Raw genomic sequence first — 15,996 nt, forward strand, 5'->3', positions numbered from 1 at the left:
GTTCTTTTATACTCAAAATCATTTCTATTAACTATCACTTTTTCTGAACAAACGTTTATACCACGGAATAACATATTCCGACCGCGAAGAAGCATATCCATAACCATATTTTCCGCTACCATATTGGCGATATGAATAAGTCCTTGAATTCATATTCACATCATTCAAAATAAGATAAACCGGCACATTGATACGCTTATTGTCAATCCATGCATTCAACATCTCGATCGACGCTTTATTCGTATAATTAGCCCTCGCTACATAAATAACCACATCGATAGCCCGGGTCAACAAAAATGAATCGGATACCATACCCAATGGTGCTGTATCCAAAATCACATAATCATAATGGGATCGTGCATAATCGACCAACTGCTCAAAACGAGAACTCATCAACAATTCGTTCGGATTAGGAGGAACAGGCCCTGCCGGCAAAACGTCCAAATTAGAATCAATTCCAGAAGATTGAATAAGAGCCGAAAGATCAGAATCTCCACCCGACAAATAGGTAGTAACACCCCTCATATTGGACATTTGGAAATGCTGAGCCAAACGAGGACGTCGTATATCCACACCTATCAGAAGCACCCGTTTTCCCGTTAGGGCAAAACTCAAAGCCATATTGCAAGAAACGAATGTCTTTCCTTCATGCATTACCGACGATGTTACCGCTATCACCTTTTTCTCTGGACCAGTAAGGACAAACTGTAAATTATTCCTCAACAATCGGAATAGTTCGGCAATGGGCTCCACACTCTTTTTCTCAACCACAAAAAATTTATTTCCCGGCTTCTTAGATATCTCAGCCAAAACAGGTATGGAAGTAAGACGTTCTAGCATTTTCTTATCTTTCAACACAGGGAATAACAACATTCTGAGGTAAATCACAAATGCCGGCAACAAAACGCCCAATAAAACAGCAGCACAAAGCAGCAATATTTTCTTAGGAGAAACTGGTTCTCCCGTAGAATCCGGATCGTCGATAATGCGTGCTACCGGTACGGTCATACTTTTGGCCAATGCATTCTCTTCTCTTTTTTCCAACAAGAATACATACAGATTATCCTTTATCCTTTGCTGACGCATAATATCGGATAATTCCCGCTCGTATTGAGGTACGTTCTTAATCTTGTCTTCGATAATCTTATCCTGACGGGATAAATCTCTCTTTTTAATTTCTACTCCTTTACGAATGCTTTCGACACCTTTCAGTACCAATGACCTTTGAGTCTGTATATCTCTCGTCAACTCAACGATAACAGGATTGGATTCCGATGATGAATGTAATAATCTTTCTCGTTGTTGCAGACTTTTATTATATTCTCCTATTAATTTAGCTAAATCTTTATCGTCAATTCCCAACGCAGGAATGGGCATATATTCATTTTGAGGTATCGATAAAAATTTCTCTACATAATCGACAAGGCTTTTCTGCAACTCCAACTCGGCCAACTTCTCATCGGTAAATCCGGTTTGCTCCAAATATAATTTCGCCTCAGACGAAATATCAATCAAATTATTATGACGGCGATATTCTTCTACTCGCGCCTCTACAACCGATAAATCTTTTGAAATAGAATCCAAACGAGCATCAATAAACTGTTGCGTTTTTTCAGTCCCTTGATTTTTTTGCTTGGCCGCATCGATATTATAAAAATCGACCAGTGTTTTTATAAAATCCTCACCCGCTTTTATTACCGGAGTTCGGTATACGACCTTCAAAATCGTTGCATCTTTCGAAGCAAAAGCCACTGTCAAATTTCCGGCAATAGACTTACTCACGCTTCTCGGATTCGATAAAGATATATTCAACGTTTTATCCACGGTAGGAATCGTATCGCCAGTATATCTTAGTCGGATAAATCCCTTGTGAAAAGGTATGGAATATGGAAAAGTTTCGACCGTAGTGTTACAAATTTCTACCTCATCGCCCCTCACATTTCGAGTCTTCGCCTCCAAATGGAATACTCCGTTTTGCGGTTTTATTCTAATATTCAAAGAAGCCTTTAACGAACGCACATCAATCGAATCAAGAACTGCTTCTATCGGAGTCTCTTCATACAATGGAACATTTCTCAAAAAAGAATTCCAAGAATAAGACGTGTACAAATTAAGAGCTTCGACGACATCTGTAATCTGATTTTTCGAACGTAAGACTTCTATTTCATTATCTATATTTTTCTTATAGGAAGATAGTCCTAGGCTTTCCAATAATATATTGCTGTTATCTCCTTTATTGTCTTGAATATATACTGCAGATGTGACCTCATAAACCGGAGTCTGCCTGAAACAATAAAACATTACCGCCACAGCAAGTACGACCACGCTGGCCACAAACCATTTCCAATATGAAATACATTCTAAAAAGAAGCCCGTAACATCAAATGCCTCTTCCGATGCATTTTTTACAGATGTATTCTGCTTATCTTCCATAAAACTTTTATTTCGAAATACTCCAAGCTGTAATAATAAGGTTAGCGATAGTCAATAAAATTGAAGTCGCGCTAAAAATCAATGAAGTCGTGGGAGGTACGACAACAGCAGAATTGGCTTTGGATTTGTTTGGTTGAACATACAATACATCATTCTGCTGTAAATAAAAATAAGGCGAAGATATCAAATTCTTATCATTCAAATTTATTCTCGCTATACTCTTAGTTCCATCTGAATTTACCCTCACCAACAGCACATTATCCCGGCGACCTGTTATAGCCAAATCTCCGGCCAAAGCGATCGCATCCAATATACTCACTCGTTCGTTTTCTATGGTAAACAATCCCGGTCTATTCACATCTCCTAATACCGATATAGAAAAGTTTTGTATCCACACAGTCACTTGGGGTAGTTCATTCAGATATTCGGGATAAAGGAGTTCTTGAATCAAATGTTCTACCTCCATCTTACTTTTTCCCGCTACGTGAATACGCCCAATCACCGGGAAATCGATATTACCCGCCTGATCAATCAAATAATATTCAACGGCTTTCGATGCATTTCCTCGCAGATAAGCCTCTCCTTGCATCAACCTCTTGTTAAACGGGATAACAACCTCTTGATTCTTAGCCACTACCGATATATCTATAATATCCCCCGGAGCTAAAACAGGAGAAGACTGAACCGTCGCAGCATTCAATACTTCGGCAGGTATATCTTCAATATCAACCATATAGGGAACATTCTTCGAAGAAGAACAAGACGTTATCCCCCAAAGAAGTATCATAAAAAACGTCAAATACAAATATCTCATTATGTGCTCTGTTTCTAAATAATGGCCCAATTATATAATCGCCATGCAAAAATAACACTTTTTACATGGCGAACAATATTTTTATCAGAAAAACCACGATCCAAACGCGATTCATGACATTGCACAACAAAGCCCGTTCCCTCTTCACTATCGCTAAACAAAGAGAACGGGCTCAACAATAATTCCCCTTTTTCAGAAATTATATTGAATCATTGCATTGATTCGATTGGCCTGACCATCTTCCCTATTCATATTGGAACGACGACCATAAAGATATTCAAGTCCAATACTACAATCGGGAGTTAAATTATAAAAAGCGTTCCCGACAATATATTGAGCATATCGATAGGAATTTTCCGAGAGCGACCCGGTTTTGCTGTATAATCTACTTTGACTATAAGATGCCGAAATAAAGAATTTTTGAGAGAATGAATACCGTATGCCAGCCACATAGCCTAATGTTTCTGGTGCATAAAGTTTCCCTTGATTATTGGGATCTGGAATCAAATCGAAACCCTTCCCGTTCAAACCGTTCAAGTATCTATCGTATCCTCGTCCATAAACCCCTTGATAATACAGCATTACCTTCGGTGTAATATTAGCTAATCCCGAAAGTTGCACGGCCCAACCCAAAACAGATTTATTTCGAGAGGCCATCAAATCCCGATAGGACAAACCTCGTATAAGACCAGAAACTCGTATATGATTGTTCCCTTCGTTCCAACCATACTGGACATAAAACGGAATATCGGGCATACGCTGACGAATAGCCATATTGTTACCATCACTTAGCGTATAAGTCACCGAAGGTGCTTCGGCCGCCAATGCCACCTGCCAATGTTTACTTAAATCAAGAGTATAACGCAACATAACATTACGCACACTAGTCATACCATTTGGACCTTCATAATCGATTGTAGGAGGAGCTGCTGCGGGATCCACAAAGGTACTCCAAGTCTGTCCGACTAAAAAGCCGCGGGCATTCACATAAGCCTGTCTGAGACGAAAACCGTAATCCTGTCCTCCCCGAAAATCACTTTCTACATAAACGGTATATTTTCCTAATACAGAATTGGCCCCGACTAATTTCAAAAACAGACGTGTGGTAGAAGCATCCATTTGATACTGATTACGTTCCGCCGGATTACGGGGAACAGGGATATCGTATGTCACAAAATCCCGGTTAGGCAGAGCCCCGTCAAAATCATAGGAAGCAGTAGCCTTTACATAACCACCTATACCCAATGCCGCACGCCCTTTACGATCTATCAGCAAAAAACGAGGGGCTCGCGGGTCTTGGAAATGCAATAACCGAGTGTCGTAAAACATCGCCATCAATTCGTCATTCGGTGGGGTTTCCCCCCACAAAAGAATTACTCGAGCCGGCGACTGTGAAGGGCCTTGACAAACACACTCTTCTACAACGACATCGGTCTGTTTATCCATTTTATTATCAGCCTGTACCGATAATAATGCCGTCACCAAAAAACAGGAACAAGAAACAAATAATTTTTTCATACTTTCTTGGGATTTAAACGTTTCATCGATAATTAAAACAACGAGGTACATGAATTGTTGAAACAATCGTAAAAATAAGTACCTTTGTATTTTGAATAAATCCCCATAATTATGGAAACAATTACTTTATTCTTAACCCCCGAATTCGATACGATCAGGGACGAAATGGGCTACGATGAGAACGACGATTTCGATGCCTACGACATTCTATTCCAACAAGGTTATGACGGAGAAATGATAGAAGTAGAAGAAAACGAAATCTTCGAAATCCCAGAGGGGTACATAGCGACCATACAAGCAACGGATACGAACGACGAATTTTATATACTCGACGAGGGAGAAGACGTTTTCGAGAAAGAAGATTTCCAAACAGAAACATTACGAGAAGGACAATATCGATATGATGCCGCCGAGAACATTTTCTGGAAAATCAACGACGAACCAAGCGACCTCTCCTTTTAACTATTTACGATAAAAAGATGAATCCACTTCAACCAGAGATACACCCCCTCGCCCCATTTCTTCCACCCAATGCCCGGCTCCTATTGCTAGGAAGTTTTCCGCCTCCCCGCAAGCGCTGGTCGATGGATTTTTTCTATCCCAATTACACCAACGATATGTGGAGAATTTTTGGGCTTATCTTCTTCGATGACAAAGATCATTTTGTAGATATAGAAAAGAAAAAATTCCGTAAAGACAACATCGAACAATTTCTACGGGAAAAAGCCATTGCTGTAAGCGATACAGTAGCCGTTGCCAATCGCCTAAACGGAAATGCCTCAGACTTAACCCTCGAAGTCGTCGAGCCATTAAATCTGGCCGGAATACTCGATCAAATTCCTCGCTGTCATACTCTGGTGACCACAGGACAAAAGGCAACCGACACATTACTTTCTATCACAGGTTCACCAGCTCCTGCGATCGGAGGGTTCGTCGATTTTCTTTACCATAATCGCCGCCTCCGGCTTTACCGTATGCCCTCCACTTCCCGCGCTTATCCCAAGCCTCTAACCGATAAGGCGAAAATATACCGTACCATTTTCCAAAACTTCGAGCAATAGCCATATTAAAATACGATTACATTTTCACAAAAATTCAAATTTGTAACACGAATATATTACCTTTGCAGCCATAAAAGTGCAAATTTTATAATCCTTTTTTATGGAATCATTATCTTTCATTCAGTGGTGTCTCGATAATTTAAACTACTGGACTATTACATTTCTAATGATGATAGAAAGTTCCTTTATTCCTTTCCCTTCCGAAATCGTCATTATACCGGCCGCATATAAAGCCGCTTACGGAGAATTAAACATGTATTTGGTGGTTATCTTCGGGACTCTCGGAGCAGACCTCGGTGCAATCATTAATTACTATTTAGCCCGTTGGATTGGACGTCCGCTCGTTTATAAATTCGCCAACAGCCGCATCGGACATATCTGTCTGCTCGACCAGAAAAAAGTCGAAACAGCCGAACGCTATTTCGACAAGCATGGTAGTATATCCACCCTCATCGGAAGACTGATACCGGCTGTACGTCAACTTATTTCTATACCGGCAGGATTGGCACGTATGAAATTCTCCAAATTTATTCTTTTCACGACTCTTGGCGCCATGTGTTGGAATATCGTATTGGCCGCCATAGGATATGGATTCCATGCTGTTATCCCCGAAGACGAACTTATCTCGAAAGTACAGATGTATAGCCACGAAATACTCTATATACTCATCGCTATTTGTGTATTTATCGTAGGATTTCTCATTTATAAGGGAATGAAAAAGTTGAAATAAGCATATTTCCACTTGTAAAAATACGAACAGCTATGCGATAATCGCATAGCTGTTCGTATTTATTGAATGATACAATACATAGGGTATGACTACACATAACCAATGACCCACTTTTCCCTCTTGCATCCCATCAATAAATATCTATCTTTGCAACTACGAAGATAGGATTCGGTTAGGCATAGCCAAATCGGATACAATATTTCCGCTTGTCTCTACACTCACCTTTCACTATCTTTGTAAAATCCTTTGAAAATGAAAATTCGATACACAATTTAGAGAAACGGTAATCATGATAGAAACCGAACTTTGCACTTTCACACTCGAAGCCTGCCAAATAGCCGCCGATATGGGTATCACCCGTGTAGAACTGTGTGCATCTCCTTATGAGGGAGGCACTACCCCATCGGCCGCATTCATTCGCATGGCTCGTCGAATTCCTCATTTGAAACTGAGTGTAATGATTCGTCCCCGTGGCGGAGACTTCCTCTACTCCGACAAAGAATTTCACCAAATGCTCGAAGAAATTAGTTTTGCCCATGACTGCGGAGCAGATTGTGTGGTAGCGGGAATACTCACTTCCGACGGACGAGTAGACGAAATCCGCACAGCAGAATTGGTCGCCGCAGCCAAAGAAATGGAATTTACATTCCACCGGGCTTTCGACATGACCTGCGATACCAACGAAGCCCTCGAAGCCCTCGTGAGAGTCGGTTGCTGTCGGGTACTCACTTCGGGAGGACGTAACACAGCACCGGAAGGAATCAAGAACATTCATTCGTTAGTCAAAGCCTCCGCAGGACGAATAGCCGTAATGGCAGGAAGCGGAGTGAATGCATCGAACGTCAAACTGCTTGCCGACACCGGAGTGGATGCCATACATTTCAGTGCTCGAAACTTAACAGAAAGCCGTATGACCTATAAAAATCCGTCGATCTCAATGGGCGGAGTACAGGGGATTCCCGAATATGCATCAATCGGAATCGACCCAACCATGATTCGTAATATTCTGAACCAACTAATCTAAAAACGACTCTCACATGAGAAAAGAAGCTCCATTTTTTCTACTGCTTGTCGGGTTGATTTGCTCATTCTCTGCCTGTACCTCTGGTATCTCAACCGATTATAAACGACAACTCGAAACCGTTTTAAACCAGTCGTCTCGTGCAGATAGCCTAAGATTACTATTACACAAAACGCCACACGACGAACAAGAAGCGATGGCTTACCTGATAGTTTGGATGCCACAGGGAGACCGCGACACGATGAATCTCGATCTTTTAAAAGAGAACGTGGCATACGCCTGTCGGGTTCGGTCTGAATTTTCATGGACAAAAGCACTACCAGACTCTATCTTCCTCAACGAAGTTTTGCCCTATGCCGTGGTAGATGAAACTCGGGACTCGTGGAGACAAAATTTTTATAATCGTTTCGCTCCTCGTGTAGCCAAATGCACAGACATACGAGCGGCCATCGACACAATAAACCGAATTATCCCCGAAGTGGTCGGAGTGGAATACAACACGCTTCGGGAAAAGACCAACCAAAGTCCTGCTGAATCGATAAGGCAAGGTATGGCTTCCTGTACCGGGTTATCCATTCTTTTGGTCGACGCATTTCGCTCCGTAGGTATTCCGGCTCGTTTTGCAGGGACTGCCGCTTGGCACGACAATCGAGGTAACCACAGTTGGACAGAAGTTTGGATAGATGGGACATGGTTCTCCACAGAATATTATCAACCTCCTGTACTCGACAAGGCTTGGTTTATGGCCGATGCAGGAAAATCAGTATCGGGAGACCATACACACGGAATTTATGCTGTATCGTTCCGACCTACGGGAGACTGGTTTCCAATGGCGTGGAATGAAGATGCACGCAGTGTTCATGGTATCGATGTATCGCAACGTTATCGAGATATATACACCGAATCGACCCAAATCCTTACGAAACAAGGGACCCATACGAATGTGACTTTCATGATGTTCCGAGATAAACGGCATAGCTCCGATTCCGGTGATCGAGTAGAAGCAAACGTCGATGTATTTTGCAATGGCATACAAGTGGGTGGAGGCCGCACAGCCGGTCCTTTGCAGGATATGAACGATGCACTGAGTTTCTTATTGGAAAAAGGCCATACTTATACATTCGCCTACGAGAACAGCCGAGGTGAAAAAACAACGGTTGAAGTTTTAGTAGGTAACGACCCGATGACAGTCAAAGGTTATATGCAATAATCTGATAACGGATTAAACCTCCCGGAGCTGAAAAAACGGCTCAGTAGAAAATCAGAGGGGATTGTGGTTTTATACATCTAACCCCTCTCCTCAGAAACTATCATTTCTTCGATCTCTCCCCTATATTTTACGTTGCAAAACACAGGGGAGAAATTTAGAATGTTTTATATTATTGTATAGAAAACTCGTCGGATTGTAACGAAATAAAAAATGTTCCACCCTCCTCCTCTGCACACGAATATGCGATAGGGGCTATCCCATATATTTCCTTTTACAACTGCCTCAATCGAGCAATCGTATCGATAGGATTATCCGAGTGGAAAACAAAACTACCGGCAACCAATGCATCGGCCCCTGCCTCAACTAATTGCCGACCGGTATCCAAATTTACCCCGCCATCTATCTCTATAACCGCATGCGAATTTCTACGAGCGATCATCTCTTTCAAATCCCTCACCTTATCCAATATGCGAGGAATGAACTTCTGCCCGCCGAAGCCGGGGTTTACCGACATCAGCAAAACCAAATCGACATCTTCGATAATATCTTCCAACAAGGACACCGGTGTATGAGGATTCAATGAAACTCCGGCTTGCATACCTGCTGCATGTATCTGCTGAACAACCCGATGAAGATGTGTACAAGCCTCATAATGAACCGTCATGATAGCTCCGCCCACACGCTTGACTTCTGGTATAAACTTTTGAGGCTCGACGATCATCAAATGCACATCAAGAGGTTTTTCACATCGCCGATTCACAAATTCCAACACCGGAAACCCGAAAGAAATATTCGGGACAAACACACCGTCCATCACATCGATATGCAACCAATCGGCGGCACTAGCATTTATCATATCTATCTCACTGTTCAGATTTCCAAAATCTGCCGACAACAATGATGGAGAAATTATCACACTCATATTTTTTACGTATAAACGATTTTTTCGGTATCATACAGACACTCCGTCTGCTTTCGTATTCACACAAATATAATACAGAGCAAATACAGAACAGGTCTGTTGAGTTTCAACGAATCTTAACTCTCATCAAAGGTAATACAAATGAGAGCAAAAACAAATTTATTTAGCATTACAGATGGCTTCCATAATCACATTTTATACAAACGCAGAATTATTCGATATATCCTCGAAAAAAAATATTGAGAAACTATCTAATTTACTTTATAGAGTCTATCCATTTGCTTACGAACTTTTCCGCTAACAGATAGTTTATTCAACAAATAGTCTTGATTTTCAAGAGCCGATACAATATAAAGGTCTTCGCCTTTGGAATATTCATTAACTTCGTCAATCGCCTGAACCATTCCTTGTATATCGCCTTTCAGAATTTCTCGGGTGTATAATGTCACTCGCCTATCGCCTTTTAATAATTCATACGTAAAATTCTCACAAGGCAACTCTCTAAATTCATACCCTTCTTCGAGCATGTAGTTGGGAAAATAAAATATATCTTCCCAACTACATGCCAATAAATTATAGTCTTTTTTCTCATCGAACCATTTTTTTACTGCGATTCGCTTACCCTCTTTTACCGTTTTATATTCATGAATATAAAACGGATAAAATAAATTCCCGCTAAGTAACATATACTCGTCTAACGTCGGTATCAGTTGACCTGCACCCACTCCTATCGTGACATGATATTTCGTATAATTTTCCCTACAAAATTGAACATAAGGACCTAACTTCGCATCCGAATCAGGAACATTTCTCCACGGCGAGTCGGGAAAGTCTATTCTTATACCGAGGCATAAAAACAAAACTACAATAGAAACTATACCGTACTTTAAAACCGGTTTCCCTTTGACCCTCTCATATATCCACCTCATAGCATAGACGCTTATGAGAGAAACAAAAGGAATCAAATATAAATAATGTTTAGGCGCACACCCTGTATAACGAAACATAAAATGAATGAGAATAATAGGAATCAACGCTATCCCCATAATTCCAAACTTCTTTTCCCGGAAAAGGACAACCAAACCCATAGGGACAAAAACAAAATTGAGAATCGTATAAAACGTAAATACCGCAAACTTTACTTGCGAAGCGAAACTGTGTGTTTCATTCATACCGTTATAACCGGTCAATGCGGTTAAAGGATTTGCCCGCAGCCCCCAATATCCAATCGTCACAAATAGAAGTATGAGAACAGCTAAAAATACCGATCTCGTTATACTCTCTTTTACACTCTTCCTTTGAAACAAAAAAATAAAAAATACCACCGGATAAACTATCAAGATATCTATCCTATATAAAGGAGCGATTACCATCAACACCATTGCCACATAAAACTTTCCATCTAATAACCTGTTTAGAGCGCAAACAAAAAACACAGCCGCAAAAATCGCCGAATTGGGATACATCGAAATGGCAAAAGATTCTGAAATAAGAAACAGAGAAAGCAAAATAAATATTTTTCTAAAAGATGTAATCCGATAAACGAAATTCACACTTTCCACGATAAATAGAGCCCCGCATATGGCAGACAGCAAACAATAGATTTGTTCACATGTTAAAAACGGAAATACATATTTGAATCCTACCACCGTATAGGTTACCAACGGTTGCATTTCATATAAATAAGAATATACTGGCGGGAATGTAAGTCCCTGATTATACATGATATTACACCCCGCAATAACATGCATACTATCTGATTCATAACATGTCAACGGGAAAATACCTATACATATCCATATAAAAAACAATACTAAAACAATAGGATAACTATTACGGGACACAAATTTCCAAAAAGAATCGAAGAAATATTTCCAATTACTATAAACCGACATAACTATACTATAAATTTAATAATTATAGCCCTATTCTATAATATTAAACAAATATATGAATCTCGTTATAATAATGGAAATTAAATAGTGTCAATTTTTTTACCATCACGGCTACTACAAGAAAAAATGAAGCGACAAAGCACTATTAAACAATATCTTATCCTAACACAAACTTTTCAAAGGAACGATAAAACGATCACCCGCCAGAAAATCGACACAATAAATAATATTTAAATACAATATTTTAGAATAAACAGTCTCTAAAATTCAAAAAAGTAGTATATCTTTGTTGTTATTAAAACTAATTTAGTTTTATCACAAGATCTTACTAATATTAAAACACATGAAAAAGAACCTTACGCTCTTCGTTTTTATAGTGATAGGAATTTTCTCCGTCACGGCCGCGGCTCCCAATTGGGGCGTAGCCGACACATTGGAACACTACGAAATAGGCCCCGGTATAGAGTACATCAAAATCAGATACGAATCGGTTCCCCTCACACTGTGGGCGACCACTATCGACATGACCAATCCTTACAATGTAATTGAACAAGTACAGTCGAACAACTCCGTTCCTGATTTAAAACGGGAATTGGTACAAGACATGTCAAAGCGGCTAACCACCCCGGGGCATAAAGTATGCGCGGCCTTCAATCATGACTTTTTCAGTTATGACGAAGGCGTCTGTATCGGACTAAACATTAGCAACGGTGTCATCTCTATGCCAGCAGGTAGCGGAAGATCTACATTTGCTATTACCCAAGATAAAACGGCATCGGTCTTTTTTCCCGTTCCAGAATGCAAAGCAATTTCGGCATCGGGTGACGAAGTGACAATCGACCATTTCAACTGGGGCGCAGAAACAATCCGCAACGGAGATTGCGTCCTGTTCACAAATATGAACTCGCTCAATCTGGATGCCGAGGGAAGATACATAAAAATACGCCCCCGATCCAATTGGATCGTGAATGGAACTCCCACGGTATGCGATGTACTCGAAGTCTCGGATTTACCCCTACAAACTTCCGACACCGATTTTGTTCTATATCTCCGTAATACAAAACTGAATTCACTCCCCGATATAAAAGTGGGCGAAGAAATAACCATCTCGCAAAAATTAGTTGCCGGAAAATTCGGAACACCACCAGACAATATCTTACAAGCATTCCACGGATACCCCAGCATAGCCTATGAAGGAAAACTCCACGACGGAGAATATAATGACTTTGAAAACGGACGGGAATATGAAACTTCTTGTCGCACAATGGCAGGCATGTCACAAGATGGAAAAACCGTCTATTTCGTAGCTACGGAATTATCGGAAAATAGTGCCGGTATCAACTGTATCGACATCGCTAATTGGATGTTGGCTCATGGAGTCTGGAATGTAGTCAATTTCGATAGCGGTGGCTCCACTGCCATTGTCGTCGACCACACCATGCTGAACCTTCCGGGAAGAGGATCTTTACGCCCAGTTATGGACGGAGTTCTTCTTGTTTCAACTGCTCCCGAAGACAATGGCGTGGCCCATTATTCATTCTCAAAAACACAATTAAATGTACCGATAATTTCCCTTGCATCCCTCACATTAATTTCTCAAAATAAATACAAAGATGTGATCGAACGCAACGTAGAAGTAGAAGGTTTCGCATTCCGATGTGAACCGGCCGAATTGGGTTGGGTGGACAAAGAAGCTGTTTTCCACGCCGGAGAAACGGTCATGTCTGGCAAAATTATAGCCGAGAAAAACGGAATCACGGCCGAACTTTCCGTTTCGACCCGGCCGGTACAAGACATACATATAGCAGCCGACGAAATTCTCATAGACAGTGTACGTCCCTACCGAATCAATTTAGAAGGAAACATCAACGGTCAAGTATATACGCTCGACCCGGCCGCTTTCGCATGGACCTCGTCCAATCCATCTTGTTGCCGTATAGAAAACGGTATCTTAAAAGGAATAGAAAACGGAGAAACGTCGCTCGTCGGGACACTCGACACAATTACCGTCGGCTTAAAGGTTACCGTCGAAGTAACTCCGGAGACTCTTGTACACGAAAATTTCTCCGATCTATCAGACTTCCCACTATCCTCGACCGTATCTAACACGCTCTCAATTTCTCACGAAGAATTACCGACCGGCTGGCCAGATGGAGCCGTATTGCAGTTCGATCAAAAAACAGGAAGAAACCCTTATGTAGAAATGGGTAAAAGTTATCGTCTATATAGTTTACCCGACTCAATCTCCCTACAACTGAATTTGTCGAAAGAAGCACTGGCAGCCATCAAACATATCCGTTTCGATTTCACGCATAAAAACGGAAAGAGCTACTGGCAACCCGAATATATTCCATCGGACACGGGCGATCAAACCATCGTATGGGCTTTCTCCAAAAACGGCATAGCTTTTCCCACTGAGGATTTTCCTCTCACATTAGAAGCGATACGGTTCGTACTAAATCCGGGCAGCCGTTCTGAAATCACGATTCCCCTGCGGGAACTCAAAGCCTACTATCCAGTCAAAGCAAATTCCGCGATAAATAATGTATATACCGAAAATAACTTTGCATGGATCACTGCCGAAGGAGAACTTCGCCTCCACTATAATTTGCAACAAACCGGTAGTGCCGATATTTCTATTTGGACCACCACAGGACAACAAATTTCCGAATATATCTCCAACCGAGAACTCCCGGGAACTTATACCTATAATATTCCAGACCGATTCCTTTCTCCCGGAATATATATATTGACAATCCGAGCAAACGGAAAAAACCAAAGTCTAAAATTCAGGGTAAAATAAGATTGTTTTTTATCGATAAGGGATATTTCCAATGGAAATATCCCTTATCATTTATCTCAATGAAATAAAATTTTAATTCATAATAAATCTACTCACAAACGAGAAACAGGTTCAAAATCAATAATAAAGGAACTTTTCCCTTTAAACAATAAACCACAACAGCAAATTTAGAACGGGTTATTGGGCTCGGCAAAATCGTAAAATGTTCCATAATTACCACGACGAGGAGCCCCCGGCATATCCGGATAAAAATTAGGACATTCCTCCACCTTAGCCTTCAATTTAGCATAAATGGTCTTAATTTCGTTACTACACGTATCTATATCAATAGGATGCTCTTCCATAAAATCTGTTTTTGTATTATAGAACCGGCCATCCCAATAATATTTCCACTCAGTGGTGCGTGCAGCACGAGACGCATAAGGAGCCGCAGCCACAGGCCATAATGGATTATAGTGCATCAAAGAAATTTCCTTTTCAAGAGGTTTTTCTCCAACGATTTCCGGGAAAAGACTCACCCCATCTAAACCATATTCTTCTGGTACTGCTATACGCATGGCATCGGCAAAAGTCGGGAAAAAATCAGTAAAATCGACCAATCGCTGGCTTTCCCTCGGCTCTAATTTATCTCCCCAGCATATAATCAACGGGACAGAAGTACCTATACCCCGAGGGTCTCCTTTACCGCCTCGACGCAAAGTACCATCGGACATTTGTGAAACAATACGCGTAGAAGTCCCATTATCGGACGTAAAGATAAATATCGTATTTTCCCATTGTCCATTACGTTTCAACCGATCAATCATGCGCCCCACTTTCTTATCAAGATAAGCTACCATATCTTTGAAATTAGCCGTATCTTTCTGAAAACGACCTGCAAAATCCAAATCCCAACTCTCTGAATCGGGGGTAGGCGTGTGCGGCGTATGTACTAAGGGAGTAGAGTAATAAAGCAAAAATGGTTTATCTGAATCTTTCTGTTTATCCAAAAATTCAAAAGCGGCCGATTCGAAACCATCAGGGCCATAAATCGAATACTCATAATGACCGTGATTATCCATCATACAATTGGCATAACGATCTGTACCAGTCGGACCATTGAATTCTTTATATACTTCAAGTTGAAACAAACACCACTCGTCCCACCCCAACCGGGTCGGCATCTCACGTGAACGCCCCAACTGCCATTTACCAAACATACCAGTCGTATAACCAGCCTGCTGTGCCAACTGCGAGAAAGTAGGCTCATCGTCGTTCATATAGCCAAAACAAACATAATTTTTATCGTTATACAATCCACTCATAAGCTGTACACGAGAAGGAGAACTAAGAGGCTGGGCATGCATATTCGGGAAAAACAACGACTTTTCAGCCAAAGAATCGATAATGTGTGTATCATACGACACACCACCCATACAGCCGAAACACTCGGCCCCGATATCATCTGCTAAAAACAAAACAATATTGGGACGTACCCCATTCTCAATCGAACCATTTTTGTCGGTACAACCATTACCGACAAGTGAAAGCATCGAAAGCCCTGTGATTTGAAGTTTTCTTGAATTGATCATAATAGTTTTGATATAAGA

The 15,996-nt window shown here is 40.9% G+C and carries 12 protein-coding genes; 6 read left to right on the forward strand and 6 right to left on the reverse strand.

Going from position 1 to position 15,996, the window contains the following annotated elements; all coding sequences use genetic code 11:
- Nucleotides 1-27: 27 nt before the first annotated feature.
- The 3 genes from NBH06_RS00845 to NBH06_RS00855 form a co-directional block, all read right to left on the reverse strand.
- A complete protein-coding gene (locus NBH06_RS00845; RefSeq protein WP_046410271.1) occupies nucleotides 28-2,433 on the reverse strand; it encodes a GumC family protein in 2,406 nt (801 codons plus the stop codon).
- A gap of 7 nt (nucleotides 2,434-2,440) precedes the next feature.
- Nucleotides 2,441-3,166 carry a polysaccharide biosynthesis/export family protein gene (locus NBH06_RS00850; protein ID WP_195241986.1) on the reverse strand — a complete coding sequence of 242 codons (726 nt, stop codon included), beginning with the start codon at nucleotides 3,164-3,166 and terminating at the stop codon, nucleotides 2,441-2,443.
- A gap of 273 nt (nucleotides 3,167-3,439) precedes the next feature.
- On the reverse strand, nucleotides 3,440-4,765 hold the full coding sequence (locus tag NBH06_RS00855) for a DcaP family trimeric outer membrane transporter (RefSeq protein ID WP_021892155.1): 1,326 nt from the start codon (nucleotides 4,763-4,765) through the stop codon (nucleotides 3,440-3,442).
- Between the two features lie 111 nt (nucleotides 4,766-4,876).
- Between NBH06_RS00855 and NBH06_RS00860 the strand changes: the two genes are divergently transcribed.
- The 5 genes from NBH06_RS00860 (at nucleotide 4,877) to NBH06_RS00880 (ending at nucleotide 8,787) form a co-directional block, all read left to right on the forward strand.
- Complete coding sequence (locus NBH06_RS00860; RefSeq protein ID WP_008860846.1) at nucleotides 4,877-5,227, forward strand: hypothetical protein; 351 nt, start codon at nucleotides 4,877-4,879, stop codon at nucleotides 5,225-5,227.
- A 17-nt stretch (nucleotides 5,228-5,244) separates the two neighbouring features.
- The gene (locus NBH06_RS00865; protein ID WP_250792312.1) at nucleotides 5,245-5,826 is read left to right on the forward strand and encodes a uracil-DNA glycosylase family protein; all 582 of its coding nucleotides are present in this window, start codon (nucleotides 5,245-5,247) and stop codon (nucleotides 5,824-5,826) included.
- A 100-nt stretch (nucleotides 5,827-5,926) separates the two neighbouring features.
- Nucleotides 5,927-6,556, forward strand: coding sequence for a DedA family protein (locus tag NBH06_RS00870; RefSeq protein ID WP_195492097.1), 630 nt, complete (start codon nucleotides 5,927-5,929; stop codon nucleotides 6,554-6,556).
- A 289-nt stretch (nucleotides 6,557-6,845) separates the two neighbouring features.
- Nucleotides 6,846-7,580, forward strand: a complete 735-nt coding sequence (locus NBH06_RS00875; protein ID WP_229066021.1) for a copper homeostasis protein CutC — start codon at nucleotides 6,846-6,848, stop codon at nucleotides 7,578-7,580.
- Nucleotides 7,581-7,593: 13 nt separating this feature from the next.
- Nucleotides 7,594-8,787 (forward strand): transglutaminase-like domain-containing protein, encoded by a 1,194-nt coding sequence (locus NBH06_RS00880; RefSeq protein ID WP_250792314.1) that lies wholly within the window; start codon nucleotides 7,594-7,596, stop codon nucleotides 8,785-8,787.
- 271 nt (nucleotides 8,788-9,058) lie between these two features.
- Here the strand turns inward: NBH06_RS00880 and rpe are convergent, their stop codons facing one another.
- Entirely contained in the window at nucleotides 9,059-9,709 is a 651-nt protein-coding gene (gene rpe / locus NBH06_RS00885; protein ID WP_195492100.1) for a ribulose-phosphate 3-epimerase, read from the reverse strand.
- Between the two features lie 251 nt (nucleotides 9,710-9,960).
- Nucleotides 9,961-11,460, reverse strand: coding sequence for a hypothetical protein (locus NBH06_RS00890; RefSeq protein WP_250792316.1), 1,500 nt, complete (start codon nucleotides 11,458-11,460; stop codon nucleotides 9,961-9,963).
- A 487-nt stretch (nucleotides 11,461-11,947) separates the two neighbouring features.
- On the opposite strand from NBH06_RS00890, the gene NBH06_RS00895 reads away from it, so the two are divergent.
- A complete protein-coding gene (locus tag NBH06_RS00895) occupies nucleotides 11,948-14,407 on the forward strand; it encodes a phosphodiester glycosidase family protein (RefSeq protein ID WP_250792318.1) in 2,460 nt (819 codons plus the stop codon).
- Nucleotides 14,408-14,574: 167 nt separating this feature from the next.
- Here NBH06_RS00895 and NBH06_RS00900 read toward each other — a convergent pair whose 3' ends face one another.
- Entirely contained in the window at nucleotides 14,575-15,978 is a 1,404-nt protein-coding gene (locus NBH06_RS00900) for a sulfatase family protein (RefSeq protein ID WP_250792320.1), read from the reverse strand.
- Between the last annotated feature and the right edge of the window lie 18 nt (nucleotides 15,979-15,996).

The sequence above is a fragment of the Barnesiella sp. B2-R-119 genome (assembly GCF_023656675.1).
GTDB lineage: Bacteria > Bacteroidota > Bacteroidia > Bacteroidales > Barnesiellaceae > Barnesiella > Barnesiella intestinihominis.

What these genes read in the sequence shown, in the direction of transcription:
- NBH06_RS00890 (WP_250792316.1), bottom strand. Translation starts at nt 11,460, where the DNA reads ATGCATGTTATTGCGGGGTGTAATATCATGTATAATCAGGGACTTACA.
- rpe (WP_195492100.1), bottom strand. Translation starts at nt 9,709, where the DNA reads ATGAGTGTGATAATTTCTCCATCATTGTTGTCGGCAGATTTTGGAAAT.
- NBH06_RS00845 (WP_046410271.1), bottom strand. Translation starts at nt 2,433, where the DNA reads ATGGAAGATAAGCAGAATACATCTGTAAAAAATGCATCGGAAGAGGCA.
- NBH06_RS00870 (WP_195492097.1), top strand. Translation starts at nt 5,927, where the DNA reads ATGGAATCATTATCTTTCATTCAGTGGTGTCTCGATAATTTAAACTAC.
- NBH06_RS00880 (WP_250792314.1), top strand. Translation starts at nt 7,594, where the DNA reads ATGAGAAAAGAAGCTCCATTTTTTCTACTGCTTGTCGGGTTGATTTGC.
- NBH06_RS00860 (WP_008860846.1), top strand. Translation starts at nt 4,877, where the DNA reads ATGGAAACAATTACTTTATTCTTAACCCCCGAATTCGATACGATCAGG.
- NBH06_RS00855 (WP_021892155.1), bottom strand. Translation starts at nt 4,765, where the DNA reads ATGAAAAAATTATTTGTTTCTTGTTCCTGTTTTTTGGTGACGGCATTA.
- NBH06_RS00865 (WP_250792312.1), top strand. Translation starts at nt 5,245, where the DNA reads ATGAATCCACTTCAACCAGAGATACACCCCCTCGCCCCATTTCTTCCA.
- NBH06_RS00875 (WP_229066021.1), top strand. Translation starts at nt 6,846, where the DNA reads ATGATAGAAACCGAACTTTGCACTTTCACACTCGAAGCCTGCCAAATA.
- NBH06_RS00850 (WP_195241986.1), bottom strand. Translation starts at nt 3,166, where the DNA reads ATGGTTGATATTGAAGATATACCTGCCGAAGTATTGAATGCTGCGACG.
- NBH06_RS00895 (WP_250792318.1), top strand. Translation starts at nt 11,948, where the DNA reads ATGAAAAAGAACCTTACGCTCTTCGTTTTTATAGTGATAGGAATTTTC.
- NBH06_RS00900 (WP_250792320.1), bottom strand. Translation starts at nt 15,978, where the DNA reads ATGATCAATTCAAGAAAACTTCAAATCACAGGGCTTTCGATGCTTTCA.